The sequence below is a fragment of the Mesorhizobium sp. WSM4808 genome, assembly GCF_055811675.1.
In genome coordinates, this window is the sequence record NZ_JBVVQX010000018.1 from 61,059 (window position 1) to 84,135 (window position 23,077).

General features: G+C 60.3%; 30 protein-coding genes. 14 read left to right on the plus strand and 16 right to left on the minus strand.

Going from position 1 to position 23,077, the window contains the following annotated elements; all coding sequences use genetic code 11:
* Positions 1-121 precede the first annotated feature (121 nt).
* Complete coding sequence (locus AC0L2U_RS27405) at positions 122-832, minus strand: DUF1236 domain-containing protein (protein WP_128288707.1); 711 nt, start codon at positions 830-832, stop codon at positions 122-124.
* Positions 833-1,027: 195 nt separating this feature from the next.
* Between AC0L2U_RS27405 and AC0L2U_RS27410 the strand changes: the two genes are divergently transcribed.
* Together AC0L2U_RS27410 and AC0L2U_RS27415 are read left to right on the plus strand one after the other, a co-directional pair.
* A complete protein-coding gene (locus AC0L2U_RS27410) occupies positions 1,028-1,357 on the plus strand; it encodes a hypothetical protein (RefSeq protein ID WP_245486639.1) in 330 nt (109 codons plus the stop codon).
* A gap of 211 nt (positions 1,358-1,568) precedes the next feature.
* Positions 1,569-1,805, plus strand: a complete 237-nt coding sequence (locus AC0L2U_RS27415; protein WP_127810350.1) for a DUF6894 family protein — start codon at positions 1,569-1,571, stop codon at positions 1,803-1,805.
* Positions 1,806-1,815: 10 nt separating this feature from the next.
* On the opposite strand, the gene AC0L2U_RS27420 is transcribed toward AC0L2U_RS27415, so the two are convergent.
* Entirely contained in the window at positions 1,816-2,073 is a 258-nt protein-coding gene (locus AC0L2U_RS27420) for a hypothetical protein (protein WP_127267547.1), read from the minus strand.
* Positions 2,074-2,361: 288 nt separating this feature from the next.
* Here AC0L2U_RS27420 and AC0L2U_RS27425 point away from each other — a divergent pair, with 288 nt between their 5' ends.
* From AC0L2U_RS27425 to AC0L2U_RS27440, 4 genes are all read left to right on the plus strand, one after another.
* On the plus strand, positions 2,362-2,571 hold the full coding sequence (locus AC0L2U_RS27425) for a DUF2934 domain-containing protein (RefSeq protein WP_245486638.1): 210 nt from the start codon (positions 2,362-2,364) through the stop codon (positions 2,569-2,571).
* A gap of 89 nt (positions 2,572-2,660) precedes the next feature.
* Positions 2,661-2,843: a hypothetical protein gene (locus AC0L2U_RS27430; RefSeq protein ID WP_473602903.1), complete on the plus strand. Its 183-nt coding sequence runs from the start codon at positions 2,661-2,663 to the stop codon at positions 2,841-2,843.
* On the plus strand, positions 2,843-3,739 hold the full coding sequence (locus tag AC0L2U_RS27435; protein WP_127267545.1) for an alpha/beta fold hydrolase: 897 nt from the start codon (positions 2,843-2,845) through the stop codon (positions 3,737-3,739). The genes AC0L2U_RS27430 and AC0L2U_RS27435 overlap by 1 nt, the downstream gene beginning before the upstream one ends.
* A gap of 124 nt (positions 3,740-3,863) precedes the next feature.
* Entirely contained in the window at positions 3,864-4,274 is a 411-nt protein-coding gene (locus tag AC0L2U_RS27440; RefSeq protein ID WP_473602904.1) for a DUF427 domain-containing protein, read from the plus strand.
* Between the two features lie 30 nt (positions 4,275-4,304).
* Here the strand turns inward: AC0L2U_RS27440 and AC0L2U_RS27445 are convergent, their stop codons facing one another.
* Both AC0L2U_RS27445 and AC0L2U_RS27450 read right to left on the minus strand, forming a co-directional pair.
* The gene (locus tag AC0L2U_RS27445) at positions 4,305-4,736 is read right to left on the minus strand and encodes an HD domain-containing protein (RefSeq protein ID WP_473602905.1); all 432 of its coding nucleotides are present in this window, start codon (positions 4,734-4,736) and stop codon (positions 4,305-4,307) included.
* Positions 4,737-4,760: 24 nt separating this feature from the next.
* A complete protein-coding gene (locus tag AC0L2U_RS27450; protein ID WP_127380382.1) occupies positions 4,761-5,156 on the minus strand; it encodes a GFA family protein in 396 nt (131 codons plus the stop codon).
* A gap of 201 nt (positions 5,157-5,357) precedes the next feature.
* Here AC0L2U_RS27450 and AC0L2U_RS27455 point away from each other — a divergent pair, with 201 nt between their 5' ends.
* Together AC0L2U_RS27455 and AC0L2U_RS27460 are read left to right on the plus strand one after the other, a co-directional pair.
* Positions 5,358-5,966, plus strand: a complete 609-nt coding sequence (locus AC0L2U_RS27455; RefSeq protein WP_292630927.1) for a cysteine hydrolase family protein — start codon at positions 5,358-5,360, stop codon at positions 5,964-5,966.
* Positions 5,967-6,066: 100 nt separating this feature from the next.
* A complete protein-coding gene (locus tag AC0L2U_RS27460; protein WP_128288703.1) occupies positions 6,067-7,341 on the plus strand; it encodes a DUF763 domain-containing protein in 1,275 nt (424 codons plus the stop codon).
* Between the two features lie 113 nt (positions 7,342-7,454).
* Here the strand turns inward: AC0L2U_RS27460 and AC0L2U_RS27465 are convergent, their stop codons facing one another.
* The 3 genes from AC0L2U_RS27465 to AC0L2U_RS27475 all read right to left on the minus strand — a co-directional run bounded on the left by AC0L2U_RS27465 (position 7,455) and on the right by AC0L2U_RS27475 (position 8,593).
* On the minus strand, positions 7,455-7,898 hold the full coding sequence (locus tag AC0L2U_RS27465; protein WP_127810353.1) for a PPC domain-containing DNA-binding protein: 444 nt from the start codon (positions 7,896-7,898) through the stop codon (positions 7,455-7,457).
* Between the two features lie 36 nt (positions 7,899-7,934).
* The gene (locus AC0L2U_RS27470; RefSeq protein ID WP_127329054.1) at positions 7,935-8,252 is read right to left on the minus strand and encodes a plasmid stabilization protein; all 318 of its coding nucleotides are present in this window, start codon (positions 8,250-8,252) and stop codon (positions 7,935-7,937) included.
* Between the two features lie 170 nt (positions 8,253-8,422).
* Positions 8,423-8,593, minus strand: a complete 171-nt coding sequence (locus AC0L2U_RS27475; protein ID WP_127810354.1) for a hypothetical protein — start codon at positions 8,591-8,593, stop codon at positions 8,423-8,425.
* Positions 8,594-8,758: 165 nt separating this feature from the next.
* Between AC0L2U_RS27475 and AC0L2U_RS27480 the strand changes: the two genes are divergently transcribed.
* Genes AC0L2U_RS27480 through AC0L2U_RS27490 form a run of 3 tightly spaced genes read left to right on the plus strand, consistent with a single transcriptional unit; the run spans position 8,759 to position 12,683 of the window.
* Positions 8,759-9,376 carry a (2Fe-2S)-binding protein gene (locus AC0L2U_RS27480; protein WP_127810355.1) on the plus strand — a complete coding sequence of 206 codons (618 nt, stop codon included), beginning with the start codon at positions 8,759-8,761 and terminating at the stop codon, positions 9,374-9,376.
* Between the two features lies 1 nt (position 9,377).
* Positions 9,378-10,400 (plus strand): FAD binding domain-containing protein, encoded by a 1,023-nt coding sequence (locus tag AC0L2U_RS27485; RefSeq protein ID WP_127810356.1) that lies wholly within the window; start codon positions 9,378-9,380, stop codon positions 10,398-10,400.
* A 3-nt stretch (positions 10,401-10,403) separates the two neighbouring features.
* Positions 10,404-12,683: a xanthine dehydrogenase family protein molybdopterin-binding subunit gene (locus AC0L2U_RS27490; protein WP_292681787.1), complete on the plus strand. Its 2,280-nt coding sequence runs from the start codon at positions 10,404-10,406 to the stop codon at positions 12,681-12,683.
* Between the two features lie 128 nt (positions 12,684-12,811).
* Here the strand turns inward: AC0L2U_RS27490 and AC0L2U_RS27495 are convergent, their stop codons facing one another.
* Positions 12,812-14,521: an HAD family hydrolase gene (locus AC0L2U_RS27495; RefSeq protein WP_473602906.1), complete on the minus strand. Its 1,710-nt coding sequence runs from the start codon at positions 14,519-14,521 to the stop codon at positions 12,812-12,814.
* Positions 14,522-14,753: 232 nt separating this feature from the next.
* Here AC0L2U_RS27495 and AC0L2U_RS27500 point away from each other — a divergent pair, with 232 nt between their 5' ends.
* Positions 14,754-15,260 carry a YciE/YciF ferroxidase family protein gene (locus AC0L2U_RS27500; protein WP_128288701.1) on the plus strand — a complete coding sequence of 169 codons (507 nt, stop codon included), beginning with the start codon at positions 14,754-14,756 and terminating at the stop codon, positions 15,258-15,260.
* On the opposite strand, the gene AC0L2U_RS27505 is transcribed toward AC0L2U_RS27500, so the two are convergent.
* From AC0L2U_RS27505 to AC0L2U_RS27520, 4 genes are all read right to left on the minus strand, one after another.
* Positions 15,238-15,447: a hypothetical protein gene (locus AC0L2U_RS27505; RefSeq protein ID WP_292681793.1), complete on the minus strand. Its 210-nt coding sequence runs from the start codon at positions 15,445-15,447 to the stop codon at positions 15,238-15,240. The genes AC0L2U_RS27500 and AC0L2U_RS27505 overlap by 23 nt on opposite strands.
* 40 nt (positions 15,448-15,487) lie before the next feature.
* Entirely contained in the window at positions 15,488-16,459 is a 972-nt protein-coding gene (locus tag AC0L2U_RS27510) for an SDR family oxidoreductase (RefSeq protein ID WP_127320807.1), read from the minus strand.
* Complete coding sequence (locus AC0L2U_RS27515; RefSeq protein WP_292681794.1) at positions 16,431-16,631, minus strand: hypothetical protein; 201 nt, start codon at positions 16,629-16,631, stop codon at positions 16,431-16,433. The genes AC0L2U_RS27510 and AC0L2U_RS27515 overlap by 29 nt, the downstream gene beginning before the upstream one ends.
* 131 nt (positions 16,632-16,762) lie before the next feature.
* Complete coding sequence (locus AC0L2U_RS27520) at positions 16,763-17,449, minus strand: TetR/AcrR family transcriptional regulator (RefSeq protein ID WP_128288699.1); 687 nt, start codon at positions 17,447-17,449, stop codon at positions 16,763-16,765.
* Between the two features lie 188 nt (positions 17,450-17,637).
* Here AC0L2U_RS27520 and AC0L2U_RS27525 point away from each other — a divergent pair, with 188 nt between their 5' ends.
* On the plus strand, positions 17,638-18,126 hold the full coding sequence (locus tag AC0L2U_RS27525) for a RidA family protein (RefSeq protein WP_189367287.1): 489 nt from the start codon (positions 17,638-17,640) through the stop codon (positions 18,124-18,126).
* A gap of 114 nt (positions 18,127-18,240) precedes the next feature.
* Here AC0L2U_RS27525 and AC0L2U_RS27530 read toward each other — a convergent pair whose 3' ends face one another.
* On the minus strand, positions 18,241-18,927 hold the full coding sequence (locus AC0L2U_RS27530; RefSeq protein WP_473602908.1) for a TrmH family RNA methyltransferase: 687 nt from the start codon (positions 18,925-18,927) through the stop codon (positions 18,241-18,243).
* 304 nt (positions 18,928-19,231) lie between these two features.
* Between AC0L2U_RS27530 and AC0L2U_RS27535 the strand changes: the two genes are divergently transcribed.
* The gene (locus AC0L2U_RS27535; RefSeq protein ID WP_292695779.1) at positions 19,232-19,876 is read left to right on the plus strand and encodes a GNAT family N-acetyltransferase; all 645 of its coding nucleotides are present in this window, start codon (positions 19,232-19,234) and stop codon (positions 19,874-19,876) included.
* 13 nt (positions 19,877-19,889) lie between these two features.
* Here AC0L2U_RS27535 and AC0L2U_RS27540 read toward each other — a convergent pair whose 3' ends face one another.
* Genes AC0L2U_RS27540 through metG form a run of 3 tightly spaced genes read right to left on the minus strand, consistent with a single transcriptional unit; the run spans position 19,890 to position 23,056 of the window.
* A complete protein-coding gene (locus tag AC0L2U_RS27540) occupies positions 19,890-20,708 on the minus strand; it encodes an MBL fold metallo-hydrolase (RefSeq protein ID WP_128362405.1) in 819 nt (272 codons plus the stop codon).
* Between the two features lie 3 nt (positions 20,709-20,711).
* Positions 20,712-21,506: a TatD family hydrolase gene (locus AC0L2U_RS27545; RefSeq protein WP_128288696.1), complete on the minus strand. Its 795-nt coding sequence runs from the start codon at positions 21,504-21,506 to the stop codon at positions 20,712-20,714.
* Positions 21,506-23,056 (minus strand): methionine--tRNA ligase, encoded by a 1,551-nt coding sequence (gene metG / locus AC0L2U_RS27550; RefSeq protein WP_128288695.1) that lies wholly within the window; start codon positions 23,054-23,056, stop codon positions 21,506-21,508. The genes AC0L2U_RS27545 and metG overlap by 1 nt, the downstream gene beginning before the upstream one ends.
* Positions 23,057-23,077: the final 21 nt, after the last annotated feature.

A 23,077-nucleotide genomic window follows, 5' to 3' on the forward strand; every position in this document is an offset into this window, starting at 1 on the left:
GGTTGGGGGGGTGTGGGTTTACCCCGGGGGGTTTCCTGCCCTTTTTGGGGTTTTTTTTAAAAAAATCCCCCCCCTTTTTGGGGGGCCCCCCTTGGGGGGGGCCCACCACTGCTCGGACATATCAGGTCAAAATCAGGACGATCTTGAACGTATCCGGATCAACGATCACGATCCGGCCGTCCGCAAGCACGAAATACTCGTAGCTTTCGTAAGCGGGAACGATCTTGACGATACGAGCCGGCAAACGATGCAGCCTGACCTTTTGCCGCGGAACTTCGACGCCGACGGTGATGTCAAAATCGACGTTGGACACAGGCTCGACCTTCGTCTCCCGGATGATCTGGGTGACTTCGGTTTTCTGCTCCACCGTCACGTTGTTGATGGAACCGGTCGACGTCGTATCCTGCGTCGAGGCCTTGCCCTGGGCCTGCTCGTCGGTTTGCGTCTTGGCCTTGTCCTGAGCCTGCTGGTCGGTGGTGGTGCCGGCCTTGCCTTGAGCCTGCTCGTCGGTTTGCATCTTGGCCTTGTCCTGAGCCTGCTGGTCGGTGGTGGTGCCGGCCTTGCCCTGAGCCTGCTCGTCGGTCTTCAGCTTGGTCTTGTCCTGGGCCTGCTGATTGGTTGTGCCGGCCTTGCCCTGAGCCTGCTCGTCGGTCTTCAGCTTGGTCTTGTCCTGAGCCTGCTCGCCCATCTTGGAACCATTCTGGCAGCCAGCTTGCCCGGAAGCGCAATTGGCGTCTGCGCCAGACTGGCTTTCGGGCTGTTGTGTCTGAGCCATCGCCGTTCCACAGCCGAGCCCGATCGCCAGCATGCTGGTAATGAGAACATGTTTCATGGGGAAATCTCCCTGGGTAAGGTTCGTCCCTTCAGTGCGTAGAACCAGCACCCAAAAAAAATGTTCCGAGATAGTTGAGTGAGGGCTAAAAAACGACCTCGCTTGAGATCATACGATCGCGGGCGAAAGCCGCCGCTAAAACGACCTTTTCAACTCTGCCGATTGCCCTAGCTCTCTCCTGAGAGGAGACCGGATATGGCAATTTATAGTCTGAGAGTGGTCAGCTTCATTTTCGTTGTATTGGCTTTCGTTCCGGCCGCCGCGCATTTCTTCACGATGTTCAACAAAATGAAGCTCGACGGGCCGAACTATCTGGCTGCGCAACGCGCCTATGATGGATGGAGCCTGTTCGCCATCGTAGTGCTGGGAGCATTGCTCTCTACGGCCGCCCTGGCGATCCTGCTCTACCGAGCGAGTGCATCTTTCGGCTTGGTTGTTGTCGCCTTTCTCAGCATCGGCGCCACACAATTGGACGCTGACCTATCCAATCAATCAGGCGACCCGGAACTGGACTGTCCTGCCTGAAAACTGGGAGCTGCTGCGGCGCCAATGGGAGTATTCGCATGCCATCGCCGCCGGCCTCAACGCCTTGGCGTTGCTTGTGCTTTTCCTATCGGCGCTTCGCGCTGCGGTGCGTTGAACGACCACGTCTTCACCAGCACGGCCGCCGAGCGGGCAGGAACCACCAATAAAGCGAAAACATTGACCCGCCAGATGTTTCCAGCGTGGCCCGAAAATGAAGCGGTACTATTTCGATCTTCAAAACGGTGACGGCGCGATACCCGATGATAACGGGCAGCTGTTCGAATCCCGGGAACAAGCCAGAGCGGAAGCAATTCGTATTTTCCAGGATGTTGCCCAAGACGAAATGCCCGACTGCGATTTCGTCAAGGTAACCGTCAAAGTACGCGATGAGATCGGTGCGCAGATGTTTGAGGCATCGCTTGTCCTGACCTCCGGATGGAGCGTGTGATGCCGCGGTGCTAGCGGCTATACCGCACCGGGATTTGCACGACATTCTCCGATCCAGGCAGATCGAAGGCCATGGCCAGCTGACGTACGGAGGCCATCTCCACGATCAGTTCCTCGATCGAAAGATCCGGCAGGCCGGTCTTCACCCTCTGCCTCACCCTGGCCGCAAGTTCATGGACCCGCACCGGGACGAAAAGCGGGCTGTCGTCCAGCAGCTTGCTGATTTCGATGACCACATCGGCGTCGATGTCTTTCGGCAATTCCCGCATGGGCGTCACCTCCAATCGAAGCAACAGCCCGCCATATCGGTGCGGCGGGCGATCAGGCATTGAGCGCCGGGCAGTGGGATCGGAGAGGGACGTGCTCGGCGCTGGCCGATAGCCAGATTCATAAAGCTGCGGGCATCGGTGTGTCACGAAAAAATATCAGTACGAAAATTACCAAGCGGTTTCGTCCCACGCAATCCACAAGCGCCTTCCCCGAAATCGCGGCTCCGGCAGCGGCTGTTCCCGACAGAGGAGGAACAAAAAATATGGCCCGGAATTGAGACTGACGAATTGGAGGATCTGGTCATGGACAGCAGGGAAGAAAAGATCAAACGGCGAGCCCATGAAATCTGGGAACAAGAGGGCCGGCCGGCTGGCCGCGAGCAGGAGCACTGGGACCAGGCCGTGCAGGAGATCGAGGCTGAGGGTTCGGAGACTGAACGTGGCCCGGTTTTGCCTGATCCGACAGTTGCAGCCGATTCCAATAGCTTGAAGCGTTGATCGTCAGATGCCGTGGCGTCTTGAGAGGACGATCAGGCAACCAAATTGGTGGAACCTCGTTTGCCGGACAGCAACCAGAGGAGGTTTCGATGAAGAGGTTCTTTTCACTCCTGGTCCTGGCCGCTGGCCTTACGCTCGGCGCCTGCGACAACAATATCGAGCCGATGAAAGCCAACACCGGCCCCATCAACAAGAACCCACAAGTTGACCAGGCCGCCAGGCCAGAGTCCGCGACTGGTGATGATAAGCCAGCTATTGCGCCTCAGAGCTAATGAACTCCGTCTCACATTGCGACACACCTCTGCTGCGCGTCGCCTATCTCGATGGTGGACCGCAGGACGGCGCCCCGGTTATCCTGCTGCATGGCTGGCCCGACGACGCGACGACATACGCTCGGATTTCACCGGTCCTTCATGAAGCTGGCTTCCGGACGTTTTCGCCTTGGTTGCGAGGCTTCGGGCCGACATCGTTCCTGTCAAAAGAAATCATGCGCTCGGGCGAGATTGCCGCGATGGCGCAGGATGTGCTGGATTTTGCCGATGCGCTTGGCCTCAGCCGCTTTGCGGTCGTCGGACACGATTGGGGTGCCCGGATATCCTATCTGCTCGCGTCGGTTTTCCCGGACCGCATCAAGTGCTGTGCTGCGCTGTCGCTCGGCTGGCAACCAGGCAAACCAGCAACGCCGGCGCCCGGACAAGCGAAAGCATTTTGGTATCAATGGTTCATGGCAACGGCACGGGGCGCCGAGTTCGTACGAAACAACGGCAAGGAATTCGCCAGATACCAGTGGGACAGCTGGGGTCCATCAGGCTGGTTCGACGACGCTATTTTCGATGGTGTCGCGAGTTCGTTCGAAAATCCTGACTGGGCGGATGTGACGTTGCATTCCTATCGGGTCCGATGGGAAGAGGCCGAGCCCGATCCCCGCTATGCCGAACTCGCCCGCCGGCAAGCAGCGGTCAAGATCATCACGGTGCCGATCCTGACGCTTCATGGTGGCGCGGACCGCGTTGTGTTTGCCCAGTCCTCAGAGGGGCTCGAAGAGCATTTCACCGCGTTCTACAGGCGGGTGGTGCTGGATGGCATCGGACACTTCCCGACGCGTGAGGCTTCTGATCAGGTTTCGCGATTGTTGGCTGCGTTTCTCGACAGCCATGGCAAACGCTGAAGTGGGGTCGTCATCCGACCTCATAGTAGAGGCGGGAACCTGACGCATCGCCGCGCATTTCGTCTCCATGCAAGACGAACCGAAATGCGGTCTCGCAATCAATCGGCAGCCAGGGAGAATTTGAATGCAAGCTTCAGACGCAATGTCAGCACACCATACTGGCCAGCTGGCCATAGAACCGTTTGTCGGCACGGTGACGGTACGATTTTCCGACGCCATAGTCGCTGCTACGGAACGGGCGAAAGTGCTGCAGGAAGAAGGACATGAGCCCGTGTTCTACATCCCTTTCGAAGACATCTATTTCGACCTTTTCGAAAAGACGAACACCACCAGCCGCTCCCCTTCGAAAGGCACCGCGAGCTACTGGCGCGTCCATGCGGTGGGCAGCTCGGCTGACGATTTCATGTGGGCATACGAGACGCCTGAAACCGCGGCGCGGCCCATTGCACGTCATGGTGCATTCGATCCGGAAAAGGCGCGCATCGATGCTGAGCCCGAGGAGGACAGACGGCACACGACCCACGTCCCGGAGTAGATTGCCCGTTCGCAGCGGGGCGATCTGAATTCAAGGCTGGTGCTGACGGCGCGGAAACTCGTCATCAAGGATGCGTAGTGCCTCCTCATATTTTACAGTCGATGCCCCAACCTGTCGGGCCTGCCAGATATTGTCCGCCAGATCCGCGCGCTTCACCGGCAGCGCCAATGGATTCGATGCCGCTCGTCGCACGAACGCGAAGTAGTCCTCGCCATCCCTGCGCGACATGGCGTCGACGGCCGAAGCGATCGTCGGGCCAAAACCGGCCTCGTCCAACCTGGTCCGGTTCCAGCCTTCGCCCTTTTCCACGACGTCATGGAGATAGGCGACGACCTTCTCGTCCCTGGTTTCGACCACGTCGACGACCCGGCGGCAGTGCTCGATATACGGTCGCCCGGTCTTGTCGCGCTGTGCTGCGTGTACCTCTTCGGCAATCTTGGCCGCCCGGTAAAAGATGCTCATCTGGCTTGCCCTTCAGACATGGTTTTACCATCGCTCCTCGGTATCGTGGTGCGGCAGGTCTATTCCGCAGCAAACCCAGCCAAGTCGCTGCCTCGATCCATAATTGTAGCGCGGCTCCAGGCGAGCCGGATCGTCGAACGTTCCGACATGTAGCGCGATCTCTCCGGGCGATGCGTCATAGGCAAGGCTGAGCGGCGATCCGCAGGCGGAGCAGAAGCCCCTCCGGGCAATCGGTGAAGATCTGCGATAGGTCGGCGTCGCATTGGTCCAGGTCACGCTTTGGGAAGGCACCCAGGCCAGAACCGCGAACGCACTGCCGGTCGTTCGCCGGCACATATCACAATGGCAATAATGCACTCTCGGTTCGCTTCCAACGCGGAAGCGGATCGTGCCGCAGAGACATCCTCCGCTCAGTTCCATTTTGGCGCCCCGGTTGACTTGCGGCTCCAACGTCCATCGCGCGGTCTCATGCGAGCACCTCCATTCATCTCAGCGGAAACGCCAGCCATTTGCGTCGGTTCCTGTGGCTATCTCAGGAACCAGTGCTTGCGCGCGGCGTTGCGTGTCTTTGCCGACAATGGGAGGAAACAGGGAAATGCATCGTCGGTCGGAGAAGCGCTGATGTCGATGCCGGGGCTGGCATACGGACCTCTCGGCGATCGATGCATGCATGTCTGCGTGGATATGCAGCGGCTGTTTGCCGAGCCGTCTCAATGGGCAACGCCCTGGATCACCCGGGTTCTCCCGCAGATCGAGAGACTGGTCGAAAGACGCGCGCCACAGACGGTCTTTACACGCTTCATGCCAGCCGAAAAGCCGGGGCAGGGCGTCGGCACATGGAAGCGCTATTATGAGCGCTGGGCTTCCCTGACGATCGAGACGATCGGGCCCGAAATGACCGAACTGTTGCCGTCTTTAGCCGGCTACTGCCCGCCAGCAACGATCATCGACAAGCACATCTATTCGCCCTGGTTCGAAGGGCGCCTCAGAGCCCTTCTGGTGGAGCGCGGCATCGATACGCTGGTCATTACCGGTGGCGAAACAGATGTTTGTGTTCTCGCCACCGTGCTCGGGGCCATCGATTTCGGCTATCGCGTGGTTCTCGTCACGGACGCGCTGTGCAGTTCTTCCGACGCAACCCATGATGCACTGCTGACGGTTTATCACCAACGTTTCGCGCAGCAGGTCGAGACGGTTGAGATGGAAACGGTTCTCTCGAACTGGACTTGACGTCCGCTAACCCGGCCCGAGTGGAAGTGTCCATGCTTCCTTGCGCGGTTGGGCTGCCTATCTGTTAAGAGAATGACGGACACCAGAACAGGTAGCAGACGTGACGCAACGATCGGGAAGTGCTGATCTTCCACTCCATGGCGGGCGCGTGCCAAAATGGCTCGGCGACCGCATGACGCGTCTTGGCGCCGTGATGTGCGAGGCGATTATTCATCACTATGGTCGAGACGAGCTGCTGCGGCGGCTGGCGCATCCATTCTGGTTCCAGTCCTTTGGTGCTGTCATGGGCATGGATTGGCACTCGTCGGGGATCACGACCAGCGTCGTGGGCGCTTTGAAGCGTGGCCTTACGCCGCTTTCCGGCGAGCTCGGCATTCATGTCTGCGGTGGTCGCGGCGTGCATTCGCGCAAAACCCCGCATGAGCTGGAGGCCATCGGCCAACGCGTCGGCTTCGACGGAGCGGGCCTGGCCACCGTCAGCCGGCTTGTCGCCAAGGTCGACAGCGCCGCTGTCCAGGACGGTTTCGATCTCTATCTGCATGGTTTCATCGTCACCGATGACGGTCGCTGGGTCGTGGTGCAGCAAGGCATGAACGGTGACAGCAAGGTGGCGCGCCGCTACCATTGGCTCTCCGAGGGCCTCAAGAGTTTTGTCGAGCAGCCGCATGCCGCCATCGAGGGCGTCCATCAAGGTGAGATCGTCAACCTGACCGACAGGCGCGCCGACGCGTCGCGCCAAGGGCAACTGAACCTTTTGCAAGACCTCGGACCCGATCGCATCCTGGGCGAGCTTGCAGCATTGGAGCGTTGCGCGGAGCCGACGCGCCGGCAAGAACCGGAGCAGCCGCTGCTGCCGCATTTGGTCATGCCGGCCCACCATGATGTTCGCGAAAGCGATGTCGTCATGCATCGTCTTCACGGCAATATCGCAGCCGCCGCGGACCGCGGTCCCACCGATTTCGCCGAGCTCCTTCTGGTCCCCGGCGTCGGCGCGCGTACGGTGCGCGCGCTGGCCCTCGTTGCCGAGGTGGTGCATGGCGCGCCTTGCCGGTTTTCCGATCCCGGCCGCTTCTCGCTGGCGCATGGCGGCAAGGACAGGCATCCATTTCCGGTACCGCTGAAGGTCTATGACGAGACGATCGGGGTTCTGAAGTCGGCCGTGCAGAAGGCAAAGCTCGGTCGCGATGAAGAAATCGGTGCCTTGAGGCGGCTCGACGATCAGTCGCGGCAAGTCGAACGATACGTGACCGGCCCCAGCCTGAAGGAAATTGTCGCGGGAGAATTCGACCAGTCGCATCAGCTCGGCGGGCGCAGCGTGTTTGGCTGGGAAGCGCCGCCGGACACTGCATCAGCTGAGCGGAGCAAGAAAACGTGAGAACGAGCCAGCAGTTCACCGTTTCATGGAAACGGCGACCCACTCTAACTCTTTGTTTCCCAGACGGAAAACCGTATCACACTTTTCCTGGAATTGCTCTAGAGGGCTGTAGATCAATCGTCCAGATCGATCAGCGCGACACCGAGCTCCGGACGCTTGCTGCGACGCAGATGACCGGGTGCTTCCACCAGGGTGATTTCGAGCGTTGGCCGAACGATGCCGTCAAGCAGATGTCCACCCCGAGTGGTGCCGTCGCTCAATCCAAGCACCGCATGGACGTGCAGGCTGGGCTTATCGTCGTCGCCCAGTGCGACATCGCCGATCGCGCTTAGAACCTCGCACTGTTCGTCGACAGGGATCTTGCGGTAGGTCTTCGAGGCCGGATCAAACCAGCCCACCGTGGCTTTCTCGAAAGCCCCTATGGCGGTCAAGGACGCGCTGCCGATCTTCTGGTCGACCGCGAAGGCGGTCAGTGCCGCGAACGCTTCTTCGCCTGGGTCGAGCACCACGACGAATGTCCGTTGTCCGCCGATCTCATTGACGAGCTGCGATTTCATCCCTGTGCTCCCGCCGCATTCAGTGCCGGCCTCATATCAATGTGCGCGGTGTTCCGCATTGCGCTTGCGGGTCGCCGCAGCTTTCCTTGCCGATTCCGATCGGCTTGCGGCAGACCGTGATGCCGATGCCTTGCCGCCGCTTTTGCCGCCTTTGTGCGCTGCAGGATGGCCCGTGTGTTTGCCGCGGCCGGAACCGCCTTCCTTCTTGCCGCCGCCATCGTCCTTGTTGACGGTAGCCCATGCGCGCCGCTCTGCCTCCTTGTCGGAAACCCCGCGCTTCTCATAGCCTTCGGCAATGTGGTCGGCTTTGCGCTCCTGCTTGTCAGTGTATTTCGATTTCTCGCCTCGTGGCATGGCCTGTTCCTCCTGTTGAATAAGGGCTGAACGTCGACTCGACGCGCTGGTTCCAACAGAAGTCGCGTAGCCAATGGCGCATCGCGATGCATGGCCAAACACCGCCGCGCCGCCCAAGCTAGCGCCTTTCGGGCCGGGGAGAGTGCAGCAGCAAGGCGAGGGGGATTGGTTCAGCCGATTGCCAACCTGACGACGAGGGCCAGGATCACGACGCCGACCAAGCCGGCTATGAAGACGACCCGACGCGTGCGCGTTCGCAGGATGATCTCGCCTTGTTTCGCCTGCTCCGCAGAGAATACGGGTCCATTGTCACCGTCCTTGCCATGCCGACCATCGCTCATGATCGCCTCCTTCCGGCTGTTGGCACACAACCAGCGCTTGACCGGGGAGGTTCCGATTGCGTCGATCCCGCCGACAGAAAAAAGGATCACAGGCTCGTGAGGAGGGAACTTTGCCCTCCGCGAGTGGTTTGGGCCGCTTGAGACCCAGCCAGCCCGGAGCCAGCCATGTCCGATGCCAAGATTTCCAGTGGCCTGAGCAGACGCATGTTCATGACGGCCTCTGTTTCGGCGGCGGCGGTGATGCCGCTTGTAAATTCCCCAACGAGAGCTGCCCAGCCCGCGCCCGCAAAACCGGCCGAACCGCGCGATTTGTCGGCGGTTTCGATGCGTATCAACAAGCAAACCTACAACCTCGCGCTCGACAACCGAACCAGCCTGCTTGACGCGCTGCGCGACCATGTCGGCCTGACCGGCACCAAGAAAGGTTGCGATCACGGTCAGTGTGGTGCCTGCACGGTGCTGATCGACGGAAAGCGGGTACTGTCCTGCTTGAGCTTTGCCGTCATGAACCAGGGCCGAGAGATCACAACGGTGGAAGGCCTGGCTTCGGCGGAAGGGGAATTGCATCCGGTCCAGCAGGCCTTCGTCGACCACGATGCCTTTCAATGCGGCTATTGCACACCGGGTCAGATCATGTCCGCCATCGGTTGCATCAACGAAGGCCATGCTGGGTCGGAAGACGATATTCGCGAATATATGAGCGGCAATCTATGTCGCTGCGCGGCCTATCCCAACATCGTTGCGGCGATCGTCCAGGCACGCGACGAGACCAGGAGGGCTTAGGATGCGCCCATTCGTATATGAAAGACCAACCAGCGTCTCCGCGGCAATCGCCATGGCGTCCCGTCCCGATACTGTGCATGTTCCGCCAACCGGTGCCGACACGCAGTTCATCGCCGGCGGCACCAATCTAGCCGACTACATGAAGCTCGGTGTCGCGCGGCCGGAGCGACTGCTCGACCTCAACACTCTTGCCGAGCCGGCCTTGCGGCAGATCAGGATAGACGATGATAAGATCCGGTTTGGTGCGCTGGTCCGTATGGGTGAAGCAGCAGACAACAATGATGTCAGGCGCCGTTGCCCGGTCCTCGCCGACAGCCTGAAATTCGCTGCCAGCGGTCAGCTTCGCAACATGGCGAGCCTGGGCGGCAATGTGCTGCAACGTACGCGCTGCGAGTATTTTCGAGAGATATCTTGGCCGTGCAACAAGCGCGAACCGGGCTCCGGCTGCGCTGCGATGGAAGGGTCCAATCGCCAGCATGCCGTGCTGGGTACGAGCGCTGCCTGCATTGCCACGTATCATGGTGATTTCGCGCAGGCGCTGGTTGCGCTGGACGCCACCGTCGATGTCGAAGGTTCGCGGGGAAGGCGCACGCTCACTTTTGCCAAGCTGCATAGACGGCCGGGCGAGACGCCCGACATCGAGACGGATCTGGCCGCCGACGAGCTCATTACCGCCATCGAAGTGCCGCTCGCACGATGGGCCAGCCGGTCGCGCTATCTGAAGATACGCGATCGCGAATCCTACGCGTTTGCGCTGGCGTCCGCGGCTGTCGCGCTCGACATGGATGGCGAGACGGTAAGGAGTGCGCGCATTGCGCTCGGCGGAGTGGCGACGGTGCCGTGGCGTGCGCGCGAAGCAGAGGACGCGCTACAGGGCAAAGTGCTTGACGAAGCCACGGCGCAGGAGGCCGCAGAGGCGGCTTTCGCCGATGCCAGACCGCGCGAGCATAACGCATTCAAGATACCGCTCGGCAAGCGCACGCTGGTGCGGGCGCTGCTCGAAACCCGGGATATGAAGGGCTGAGCCATGAACCAAGCTGCACCCGCTCCAAGGGAAAACCAGGGCGATCCCGTTGTTCGCATTGACGCCCTGCTAAAAGTTACCGGACAGGCCGGCTATCCCGCCGACATCGTCACGGCCAACGTCGCCCACGGTGCCCTTGCCACCAGCAGCATTGCCCGGGGCAAGGTTTCCGAACTTCACACGAAAGACGCCAGGGCCGTACCCGGTGTGCTGGACATCGTCACCTATGGCGATCTGGACAAGACCGACATGCCGAAATTCGGCAACACCGGCGCAAGTTCGATTGGGCCTTTGCACGACAAGACGGTTTTTCACGATGGTCAGATCATCGCTCTGGTGGTCGCCGAAACCTTCGAGGCGGCGGAGGAGGCAGCGATGTTGATCCGCGCCGACTACGAGGACGAACGGCCCAGCGCCAGCTTTGATTCCAAGGGCGTGAAGATGGAACCGGCTGCCGGCAAAAGCCCGATGTTCAAGGAGGATGCGAAGGCCGGTGACTTCGACGCCGCTTGGGCGGATGCGACGGTGAAGATCGACGAAAAATATTCGACGCCGACCCAACATCATAATCCGATCGAGCTGTTTTCGACCACGGCCATATGGCAGGGCGACCAGTTGACGATCCACGAGCCCAGCCAGAATGTTACGGGCTGGAAGGTGGAACTGGCACGCCAACTGAAGCTCGATCCGGCCAATGTGCGGATCGTCAGTCCCTATATCGGCGGCGCCTTCGGCTCCAAGGGGCCGATGACGGCACGCACTGCGATCGTTGCCGTCGCGGCGCGGCGCATCGGCCGGCCGGTTCGCTGCGTCGTCAATCGCATGCAAGCCTTCGGTACGCAGACCTATCGAGCCGAAACGCGGCATCGGATCCGCATGGGCGCCGGCAAGGACGGCCGCATCACGGCGTTCGGACATGAGGCCTGGGAGGTGACGTCACGCCCTGACCCTTATGTCGTCGGCGGCACGTCCGCCACCGCGCGCATGTACAATTACGGCTCCGTTCTGACGCATGTTTCGCTGGTTCATGCCGACCGCAACACGCCTGGCTACATGCGATCGCCGCCGGAGACGCCCTATGTTTACGCGCTGGAAAACGCCATGGACGAAATGGCCGTGGCCCTCGGCATGGATCCTGTCGAGTTTCGTCGCATCAATGAACCGGAGAAGGAGCCGATCGGAGGCAAGCCATTTTCCAGCCGCTCACTCATCAAGTGCTATGACCAGGCATCGGAGGCCTTTGGCTGGTCGAAACGCGATCCCAGGGTCGGCTCGATGCGCGACGGCGATTGGCTGGTCGGGATGGGCTGTGCGACGGCAATCTATCCGACAGCCGCCGCGCCTTGCGCGGCCCGGGTTCGTCTCACCGCCGATGGCGAGGTTCGGGTCCAGTGCGGCTCGCATGAAATCGGCACCGGCGTTCGCACCATCGCCGGCCAGATGGCGGCCGAAAGGCTGGGGGTTGGCATGGACAAGATCAGCGTCGAGATGGGCGACAGTGCCTTGCCGCCGGCTCCCGTGTCAGGCGGATCGATCTCGACCGCCAGCGTCTGCTCCGCAGTCATGAAAGCCTGCGACGCGATACGCGAAAAACTGTTTGCCGCCGCTGCGGGCAAGGGGGCTCCGCTGGCAGGTTCGGGCAATGCGAAGCTGGATTTGAAGGACGAAGAGGTCGTCACCGAGACCGGCAAGTCCGCCAAGCTGGCCGATGTCTTCAAGGCCATGCAGGTCGGCGCCATCGAAGAATATGCCGAGTTTGCGCCGAAGGGTTCTTCGCCTGAAGCCCTCAGCAAACTCTATGCCGGACAATCGGAGTTTCATGGTGGAGAGAACGACGAAGATTCGGTCAAATATGCCTTTGGCGCCGAGTTCGTCGAAGTGCGCATCAACAGCTATACAGGCGAAATCCGGGTGCCGCGCATTGTCGGAGCCTTCGCTGCCGGGCGCATCATGAACACGCGCACCGCGCGCAGCCAGCTGATGGGTGGCATGATCTGGGGCATCGGCCAGGCGTTGCACGAGGCCACGGAAATCGATCAGCGACACGCGCGCTACGTCAATCGCGACCTGCAGGACTATCTGGTGCCGGTCAACGCCGACATCAAACAGGTCGACGTTATCCTGGTCCCCGAAATCGACCACCAGGTCAATCCTGCCGGCGTCAAGGGCTTGGGCGAACTCGGCAATGTCGGAACGGCTGCTGCCGTGGCGAGTGCCGTCTATCATGCCACCGGCAAGCGCATTCGCGATCTGCCGATCAGAATAGATGATTTGATAGGCTGAGGGTCAAGAGCTCTGAGAGGAGGGGCTTCACAAGCCGACATCGTCATCGAAATTGTCGCGGTGGCGGCGTTGTCCGACTGAAAAGTTTTCGCGTGCAGCGATAGCTTAGTCGCCTTGGCTCTCGAGTGTCACTCCGGGGCTGTGGCCGGAGCCGTGTAACGGCGGCGTACAGCGTCAAGCACCCGCTTGCGGCTATCCTGCGCCGACAGGGTCTTGTCCTCTTCCGCCTCGGCGGTTTCGCGCGCCAGGTCCTTGTCCCTGATCTGATGTCGGAACCATTTGGAATAGTCGCCGGTGCGCAAATGAAACTCCCAGGTCTTGTCGTCTATCCCCTCGGCGATCTGAGCGAAGATCATCAGATTGTGAGCCCTGAGGTTCATCGCATTGTCAGGGCCATGGAAATAGAAGCTGCCGGCTTCGTCGAGCTGGCCTTCGGCATATTTCCGGCTGTGCCGCTTGAGTGACTGACGTGGTTCAACCACCTTGACCGTCTTGACTTTCTTGCCCGACTGCGGCCGCCAGAACAGCACGCGAGCGCCTTTGGGCCTTGGAATGTCCTTTGGCGGCTCAATGCCAGTTTCCTTGCAGAAGACCTTCACCACGTCCTTCGCCTTGGGGCCAAGCGCAATGATGGCTGTGACAAGGCGCAAGGCGTCTGTCGAGATCGCCTCGGGGTGAACGGTGATCAGGATTGTGCCCGGCAATTCCAATGACAGGACCGCCCGCGTATCGTCGCGCCGCTTGGGCAGAAGATGGTGCGCTTCATCGATGACGAGCCAGTGCGGTCTCGCGGTGCGCCGGCGGAAACTGCTCAGGCCAGGCAGCAGGTCGGCAAAGAAATCCGGCCTCTCGTCGACGCGCAGGGCCAATCCATTGACGACAATGTTGCTGTCGGCCTTGGCGATCAGATCCAGCACCTGCGCCTTTGTCGGCGCGCTTGAGCCGTCTCCCAGGCGAACGGCGCCTTCGAGGCCGTCATAGTCGCCTTCGGGATCGAAGACGCAGAACTGAAAACCACTTTCGACGAAGCGTTCCGTCAGCGCGGTGGCCAAGGTGGATTTGCCAATGCCGGAACTCCCGGCAATGAGGATCGTATCGCTCGGCGACAGGTAGACATCATCGCCGCCAGACGATCCAAGAACGATGCCGTCATGGCGCTTCGGCACTATCGCGTGATCACGCTTTATCAGTTTTGCGATGAGTTGCTCCACGCCCTTGCCGCGGGCGCCACGCATGACCAGGTTGGCTGTATCCTTGACCGCCGGAATTGCATTGTCGACGGCGGCGCTGCAGCCACAGGCCTGCAGGAACGCGTGGTCGTTCTCGGCATCGCCGACGCCGACGACGTTGTGCGGCGAAAGTCGAAGGTCCTGAAGGGCCGCAGCGAGCCCGGTGGCTTTGTTGATGCCGCTCGGCAGGATCATCACCGCGCCCTTGTTGAAGATGATTTCCAGTTCGAGACCCATCTTCTTGATGATATCGAGGACGGTCGCCTGATGGGGTTCCCAAGTCGCGACGATCGATCGCCCGACCGAAAGCGGCTTGACGCCCTGCCGCTTCAATCTGGCGACGAATTTGGGCTCGGGCGATGGGGCGATCACCCGTTCTTCCTCGCTTGCCGGCGTGTAGATCATCGCGCCATTCTCAGCGACGACCTTGTCGAAGAGGCTAAGCTCGGGAAAGACGCGTTTGAGATCGGGCAGTTCACGCCCGGTGACGAGAACCAGCTTGCGGCCGCTTTTCTTGAACCGCTCAAGCGCGGCGAGCGTCTTCCTGGCGACGATCCCATCATGAGCCAGCGTGCCGTCATAGTCTGCCGCCAATGCCATGAAATACATTCCGCCGACCCTTCTCGTTCCGGTTGCCCTGCGGCTAGAACGTGTGATCGAGACAAAGGCTCCCCACCGACCGGATCGCAGGTCTGGAGAAGGGGCGGTTCGCCCTCGGAAATCAGGAACTCCTTCGGCGCCGGTACGTTGACCAGACAAGCCGGGAACCGTCCCGGTCTTTGCTGGCGGCGTGCAAACCCCGTCGCCGAAATCCACACCAAGTGCAATGAAAGGTAAGGCCATGGGCTTCTTTTCGAAGGACATCAAGACACTCGACGATCTCTTCGTGCACACGCTGCGCGACATCTATTACGCCGAAAAGCAGATCGAGAAGGCGCTGCCGAAGATGATCGACAAGGCAACCGACCCGCAATTGAAAGCCGGATTTGAAAAACACCTCGATCAGACGAGAGGCCATATCGAGCGCGTCGAACAGGTGTTTGAGTTGCATGGCGTCAAGGCCAAGGAGGTCAACTGTCCGGCAATTGACGGCATTCTCGAGGAGGCCGACGATGTGAGCGGTGACGTCGATGACAAGGAGGTTCTCGATGCGGCGCTGATTGCTTCGGCGCAGGCCGTCGAACACTATGAGATGACACGCTACGGCACGCTCATCGCCTGGGCCAAGCAACTCGGCCGCACGGACTGCGCCAATGTGCTGACCAAGAACCTCAGGGAAGAACAGGCGACCGATCGCAAGCTCACCGAAATGGCGGAAAGCAAGATCAACCTGCAGGCAGCCGAATAAGGCTGCAATCCGGCCGGCTGATAACTCGGCCGGCCGGATTGCCGGCAGGTTTCCACTCCGTCAGCGAGACGGGTTTGCGCAGCGCCTCATCGTCATCTTGCGGCACATGCCGAGCAGATCCTGCTGTTTCCGTGTAGATGCGGTACGCTACGCAAGCGAGCGCCACCATGAAAAGCAGACGGCCCATCCATCCTACTCCTTGGTTACGGATTTCGTTTCGGCCATCCTCAGTAACCTCCGACGACCGGCAAGATCTCGCCGGTGATGTAGCTCGAGCAGTGCGGCGAAGCGAGGAACACATAGGCCGGCGCGAGTTCTTCCGGTTGCGCGGGTCGTTTCATTGGCGTGTCCGCGCCGAATTTCGAGACGTCGTCGGCTTCCTTGTCCGACGGATTGAGCGGCGTCCACACCGGACCCGGTGCGACCGCATTCACCCTTATGCCCTTGCCGATGAGATTGCCCGACAAGGCCCGCGTGAAGGCATGTATGCCGCCCTTGGTCATCGAATAGTCGACCAGTTGTTTTGAACCGTCGATACCGGTTACCGAACCGGTGTTGATGATCGCCGAACCGGGCTTCATGTGCGGCACCGCTTCCTGCGCCATATGAAAATAGCCGTAAAGATTGGTCTTCAGCGTCGTGTCGAAATGTTCTTCGGTCAGCTCGCCGAAATCGCTGGAATGGATCTGGAACGCGGCGTTGTTGACCAGCACGTCGATGCGGCCGAATTTTTCAACGGTCTCCATGACCGCCTTGTGGCAGTGGCTGCGTTCGCTGACATCGGCCTTGACCAGGATGCAGCGTCGTCCCTCCTTTTCCACCGCTGATTTGGTCTCTTCAGCATCCTTGTCCTCGGCCAGATAGACGATCGCGACGTCGGCGCCCTCGCGGGCGAACAACACCGCCACCGAGCGGCCGATGCCGGAATCGCCGCCCGTGATGAGTGCTACCTTTTGGTCGAGTTTTTTCGATCCGAGATAGTACGGCGCATCATACAAAGGCTCCGGCTCTAGTGCCCATTCGTGCCCCGGTTTGGGCTGATGTTGCTCGGGGAAGGGGGGCTCGGGATATTCACGGGCGCCAGCCTGCATGGCGCCTTGCTGCTTCCCATCGCCTTTCGATTTGTCCTTGGCATCGACGCCACGTTGGATATGGCGCTGTTTTGCCGCTTCACCGGCTATTTCCGACTTCATCTGCATGATCGTCTCCTTGGCTTGGAGAGGAAACAACGCATGTCAGGCAAAAAGGTTTGCGCAAAAGATCGAGAGATTCCGGCCAGCGTTTGGCAACGCGTAACAACGACATCGCCAGTTGCACCAATTCAGCTGCAATGCAGCCGCGCCAGCCACCGCCGCCGATGGGGTCGAGCACCCGGGCTTGCCCGTTGCCTGTGCCGCCTTGGCAGCGAGCCAAATGTGATGATGTGGATTGGGAGCTATTGCGTCAAACTGGCGTGCGCAAAGCAGCGCCATCCGGTCTGCTCCGGGCGTAGCCGCCGGAATCTATCTTGGCGAGAGGCCATCGAGCAGGAAGTCCAGGCCTTTTCGGAAAGTGCCGTCCCAATCGTTGTCCAACAGCAGACGAGAGCGTTCGATTGTCGGATAGTGTTCGCTGAGACGTGTAAGACGCTGCTGCGCGGCTGCTCTGTCTTCTTCCGAGAGGTCGAAGCTTGCCCGGGTGAGGGTGGCGCCCATCACATAGTTCCAGAGCGACCATATCGCGGCGTTGAGATCCGCGTCCGCAACACCGGCTCTGGACAAGGTCTTGCTCAGCATTTCCAGGCGACTGAGAATGTTCGGGCCGAGCGCCCGGCGCGGCAACAGCGATGCCGACCAAGGATGGCGCAACATTCTGGCGCGCCAGTTTTCGAGCATATGAACGACGTCTCCGCGCCAGTCCGGAGACTCACCTGTTTCAGGCGATCCGCGATATTCGAGCACCGAATCGAGTGCCAGATCAAAGACATCCTCCTTGTTGTCGACGTGCCAGTACAGGCTCATCACACCCGAGCCAAGGCGATCCGCCAGCCGACGCATTGTCAATCCGTCTATGCCCTGGGCGTCCAGCAGTTCCACCGCGATCGCCACGATACGCTCTCGAGACAGCGGCGGCTCGCTGCTCGCTTCCTGCATGGGTGGAAGCTTTGTCCGTTGCGATCGTTTGCTGGCACTGCGGGGTTTGGCTGCCATCTGTCTTCCTTGCTGGCCGAACGTCGATTTTGGCAGGCGCCGTCAGGAATGTCGACGCTGATCGCTTGACTAGTACGACGTACCATACGATGACTCGTACATCGCACGATTCATCGTATGAGCGATCTGGTTAAAGTTCATGCCGGCCGCGAGTGCGTTATTCGCAGTCAGCAGAGCCAGGAGAAATCATGTCACGCGCAATCAAGCATCTGCTTACCGGAGGGCTAATCATCATGACCATGGCAGTTTCCGCTGCGGCTACAGCGACTGGGAACGACCTCAAGCTGACCATCGTCAATCCACAGACGCTCTACGACCCGTCGCCGAATGGCTACAGCACCGCCGTGATCGCACCGCGCGGAGCTCGGATTGCCTACATCTCCGGGCAGGGCGGCCAAGACAGCACAGGAGCCTTGTCACCCGATTTCGCTGTCCAGGTTAAGCAGGCCTACGCAAATTTGCATGCGGCGCTCGAGGGCATCGGCGCCAGGCCGGATCAGGTGGCGAAGCTCACGGTCTTCGTGGTCGACCACGACATGTCCAAGCTCGATGTGTTGACCAGGAACGTCAAGGACATGTTCGGCGAGGCGCTGCCGGCGCAGACACTGGTTCCCGTTCCCAAGCTTGCAATCGACCCCATGCTTTTCGAGGTGGAAGCCGTGGTCATGCTGGAGTAGGGGCGAGATCGCCCCACAAACTGAAACGGGTCGAGCGCGCCGCCGACAGCCGCACATCCGGAGCCATTATACGGAAGTAGAGCCGGCCAACGGTCGGTTGAGCTTCGCGTCAGCTCAGGTCTGTCCTTCGGTTTCGCTCGAAGCAAAGCCGCCAATTTCGCGACGCATTACAGTAGGTAGTGGCTCAGCGCGTTTTCCCTTCCGGCTACCGCGGCGGTATTTGCTCTGATACTCGCGTCGCTGTTTCGCGATTTCGTAGAGTACGATACCCGAACTGGTTCCGAGGTTTAGGCTCTCGATCATCCCGAACATTGGAATTGCTACGCACATCTCGCTGCGCTCGACCGGGAGGGTGCTGATGCCCCGTTTCTCATTGCCGAACCAGACAGCGAGTTTGGTGTGCTGGGTATAATCGCCCTCGTGCAGGAAAACGCTGGTCTTTCCCTTTATATGCGGCGACGTGACGACGGACACAAAGCCATGTTTTTCCAGATGGCTGAGGCAGGCGTCAGTGCTGTCGAATCGTTTCACAAACGTCCATTTGACGGCTGATACAGACGTTTCCGAAAGCGATTTCCGTTGGCGCATTTGCTGCCAGTCATCAGGAAGTGCTTTGCGTGGATCGACGATATAGACTCTTTCAACGCCGAGGGCATTTGCGTTTCGAATTACCGTTCCGATGTTCCTGATATCATTCGGATCTTCGACAACGGCTACCAAGTTCTTGCAGCGAAACGATTTGACCGCAGCCGCACGCTTGCGAACCGATACTCTGGGTTTCTGAGCCTCAAGGGTTTCCATGAGAGAGGTTCTTACCAGAGGCGCATCTGAATCCAAGGCCCGTGGCGACTCTATCGCCGCCACATCAGGAAGTCGCATAAGATAGATTATGGAACTAACACATGGGCCAGGAACTGTAAATTGCCGCTGATTCTCATAGGCTTGAGCGTTCGTGGCGTCTTGCCTTGGGCGAATAGCCAACGCTAGGCTGTCTAGATGAAGATGGCAAACAGCGAGATCGAAGCGGCGATTGAAGTGTTCGTGCAAGGCTTCAGCGCCGACAGAAGCCGCACCTTTCCTTACGTGGCCAGCCGTGTTGTGGCTGATGCGCGACGCCGAGCGCAAGAATCCTCGCGACTACCGCGGCGAAGAATGGGTCGTCCATGACGTCGCCGCTCAAGAGGCCGATGCCATCGTGCGGCAGCATGCACGGCCGGGCTTTGCCATTTCCGTTGTGATCGCCCACGAGGATCCGGACGGGCCGACACGAACCGCCTACAAAGCTCTCGGCTACCGGCTGCTTCGGACCGAAGGCTTTTTTGTCCACCGATTGCGCCGGATTCCCAGCCCGCCGGCGGTTGCTTCGATCGAACGCGTGCAGACAGCCGAACGGGCGGCGCAGTTGGGAAAGATCATCCGCAGGCAGCCGATCCCAGACGATTTGCTCGGCGACAGCGCGCCATTCCGTCAGTATGTGGCAGTCGATGGCGCCGATATCGTTGGGCGCGTACGCAGCCTTGATGCCCTGGGAGCCACATGGTGTTCGAGCATGTATGTCGAGCCGTCGCACCGGCGTCGCGGCATTGGCCAGGCTTTGATGTCGAGAATGTTGCACGACGATCGGGCGCGTGGGTCGAGGTACTCGGCGCTGGCTGCAACCCACGCCGGGGCGCTGCTTTATCCCCGGATGGGCTACGAGCGGATCGGAACGCTGCTGATATTTGCGTCAAGGAGCCGGAAGACCGTATGAAGCTCTGTTCGCATCACACTGATTCATAAGGGATTTCAATCATCATCCCATCATAGGCTGGTTCGACATTGGCTGGTGTCTCGGCCACCACCGTTGCGTAGTCGAGCGGCACGTGCATATGCGTCAGCACCGCATGTATCGGCGCCAGCCGCTCGATCCAATCAAGCGCTTCGCCAAGGGACAGGTGACTAGGATGCGTCCGGTATTGCAGCGCATCGATGATCAGCACGTCGAGGGCGCGCAGCCGTTCGGCGGTGGGCTCCGGAAAGTCGCTGATGTCGGGGCAATAGGCGAGACCGCCGATGCGGAAACCGAGCGATACGATGTCGCCGTGGATCTGCGGCAGCGGCTCGAGGGTGAGGGTACCCCCCTCTCCTTCGATGACCACCGGCCTGGTGTGGTCGATGAGATGCGGCCTGACGATCGGCGGATAGGAACTGCCTTGCGGCGTCTCGAAACAGTATCCGAACGCTTCCCGCAGCCGAAGCATCGTCGCCCTGTCGGCATGAACGTCGATCAGCTGGCGCTGATCGAGAACGAAGCCGCGCAGATCGTCGATGCCATGGATATGGTCGGCATGCGGGTGGGTATAGACGACCGAATCGATACGTTTAACGCCGGCCAGCAGCATCTGGTGCCGAAAATCCGGCCCCGTGTCGATGACCACAGTCGTGCGGCCGCCATTCGACGCGATCCGCTCGACGAGTGCGGCGGCACGCGTGCGCCGGTTCTTCGGGTTGTCGGGGTCGCAATTGCCCCAGTCGCCGGTGATGCGCGGCGTACCTGGCGACGAGCCGCAGCCGAGAATGGTGAGGCGCAGCCGGTCGGTCATCGTTCAGGCGCTTTGCTCTACAGGCCGCGGCATCTTGCCGAACAGCCGGAAGAAATTATCCGTCGTCAGATCAGCGATTTCAGCTTCGCTGACGCCGATGGTTTCGGCCAGCACCTTGGCGGTATGGGCGACATAGGCCGGCTCGTTGCGTTTGCCGCGAAACGGCACGGGCGCCAGGTAGGGCGCGTCGGTTTCGACCAGCAGCCGGTCATGCGGCACATCGGCGGCAATGGCGCGCAACTCAGCCGAATTCTTGAAGGTGAGGATACCCGAGAACGACACGTAGCCGCCGAGAGCGACGCCAATTTCGGCAAGCCGACGCCCGGAAGAAAAGCAGTGCAGGATGAAGGGGAAGGTGCCCTTCCCCGTTTCGGCCTCAAGAATATCAGCCATATCTGCATCGGCATCGCGCGAATGGATGACCAGCGGCAGCCCCGTTTCGCGTGCGGCGGCGATGTGATTGCGAAAGCCTTGTGCCTGCGCATCGCGTGGCGCCTTGTCGTAGAAATAGTCGAGACCGGCCTCGCCGATCGCCACCACTTTCGGGTGGGCGGCCAGCCGCACGAGATCGGCAGATGTTACGTCTAGCTCTTCCGCGGCATTGTGCGGATGGGTGCCGGCCGAACAGTATATTTCGTCGAAAGTCTCTGCAATTTCAATAATTTGCTGAAATCTCTTCACGCGGGTTGAGATCGTCACCATGCGGCCTATACCGGCCGCCTTGGCGCGAGCGACAACAGCAGCCCGCTCCTCGGCGAAATCTGGAAAATCCAGATGGCAGTGGCTGTCGACGAGCATCAGACGTTCGCGTCCGGCTGTTCGACGTAACGTGGGAAAACCCCTTCCGGCACGGGTAACGCGGTGCCCGGCACCAGCGCATGGTCCGCGTGGACATGCGCGAAATCGCGGCTGTCCGCGGGCACCGCCAGCAGATCGAGCAGTTTGGCGGCTGATCCCGGAGTAAAGGGCTGACACAGCACCGCCACGCGGCGCACGACTTCGGCGGTCGTCCACAGCACCGTTTCCATGCGCACCGGGTTGGTCTTCTTCAACGCCCATGGCGCCTCTCCGGCAAAGTAGCGATCGGCTTCCGCCACCACGCCGAAGATCGACGCCAGCGCCAGATGGATGCCCTGCTCGGCCATCGCCTTGCGCGCGGTGTCGAGAGCGGCGACGGCCTGGTCTAGGATCGCGCTGTCGGCATCCGTCAGGTCGCCGCGCTGTGGCACCACGCCGCCGCAGTTCTTGGCGATCATCGACAGCGAGCGCTGCGCCAGGTTGCCGAGACCATTGGCAAGGTCGGCATTGGTGCGGTTGACGATCGCGTCATGGCTGTAGCTGCCGTCGTTGCCGAACGGCACCTCGCGCAGGAAGAAGTAGCGCACCTGGTCGAGACCGTAGTGCTCGACCATCGCGAATGGATCCACGACGTTGCCAACCGATTTCGACATCTTCTCGCCGCGGTTGAACAGGAAGCCATGCGCGAAAACGCGCTTTGGCAACTCGATGCCCGCCGACATCAGAAAGGCCGGCCAATAGACCGCGTGGAAGCGGACAATGTCCTTGCCGATGATGTGCGTAGCCGGCCAATAGCGCCATTGCTCGGCCTTTGTGTCGGGATAGCCGGCGGCGGTGATGTAGTTGGTCAAGGCATCGACCCAGACATACATCACATGCTTGTCGTCGCCCGGCACCGGCACGCCCCATTTGAAGGTCGTGCGCGAGATCGACAGATCCTTCAGCCCGGACTTGACGAAGCTGAGCACCTCGTTGCGGCGCTCGGTCGGACCGACAAAGTCGGGCTGGCTCTCATAAAGCGCCAGCAATTTGTCCTGATAGGCGGAAAGCCTGAAGAAGTAGCTTTCTTCCTCGTTCCATTCGACGGGCGATCCAAGTGGTTCGCGACGCACGCCGTCGTCGCCGACGATCGTCTCACCTTCGTCGAAATAGGCTTCCTGGCGAACCGAGTACCAGCCGCTATAGCGGTCGAGATAGATGTCGCCATTGGCGGCCATCGCCTTCCAGATTGCCTGGCAGGATTCGTAGTGGCGCGGTTCCGTCGTGCGGATGTAGTCGTCGTTCGAGCCACCCATCGCCTCGGTCATGGCGCGGAAAATCGCCGAATTGCGGTCGGCCAGCGCCAGCGGCGTTATGCCTTCCTTCTCGGCCGTTTGCTGCATCTTCAGACCGTGTTCGTCGGTACCGGTCAGGAAGAATACGTCCTTGCCATCCAGGCGCTGGAAGCGCGCCAGGGCGTCGGTTGCAATGACCGTATAGGCGTGGCCGATATGCGGCTTGCCGTTTGGATAAAAGATCGGGGTGGTGATGTAGAACTTGTCGCGTGACATGAATGAACCGTCATGAATGTC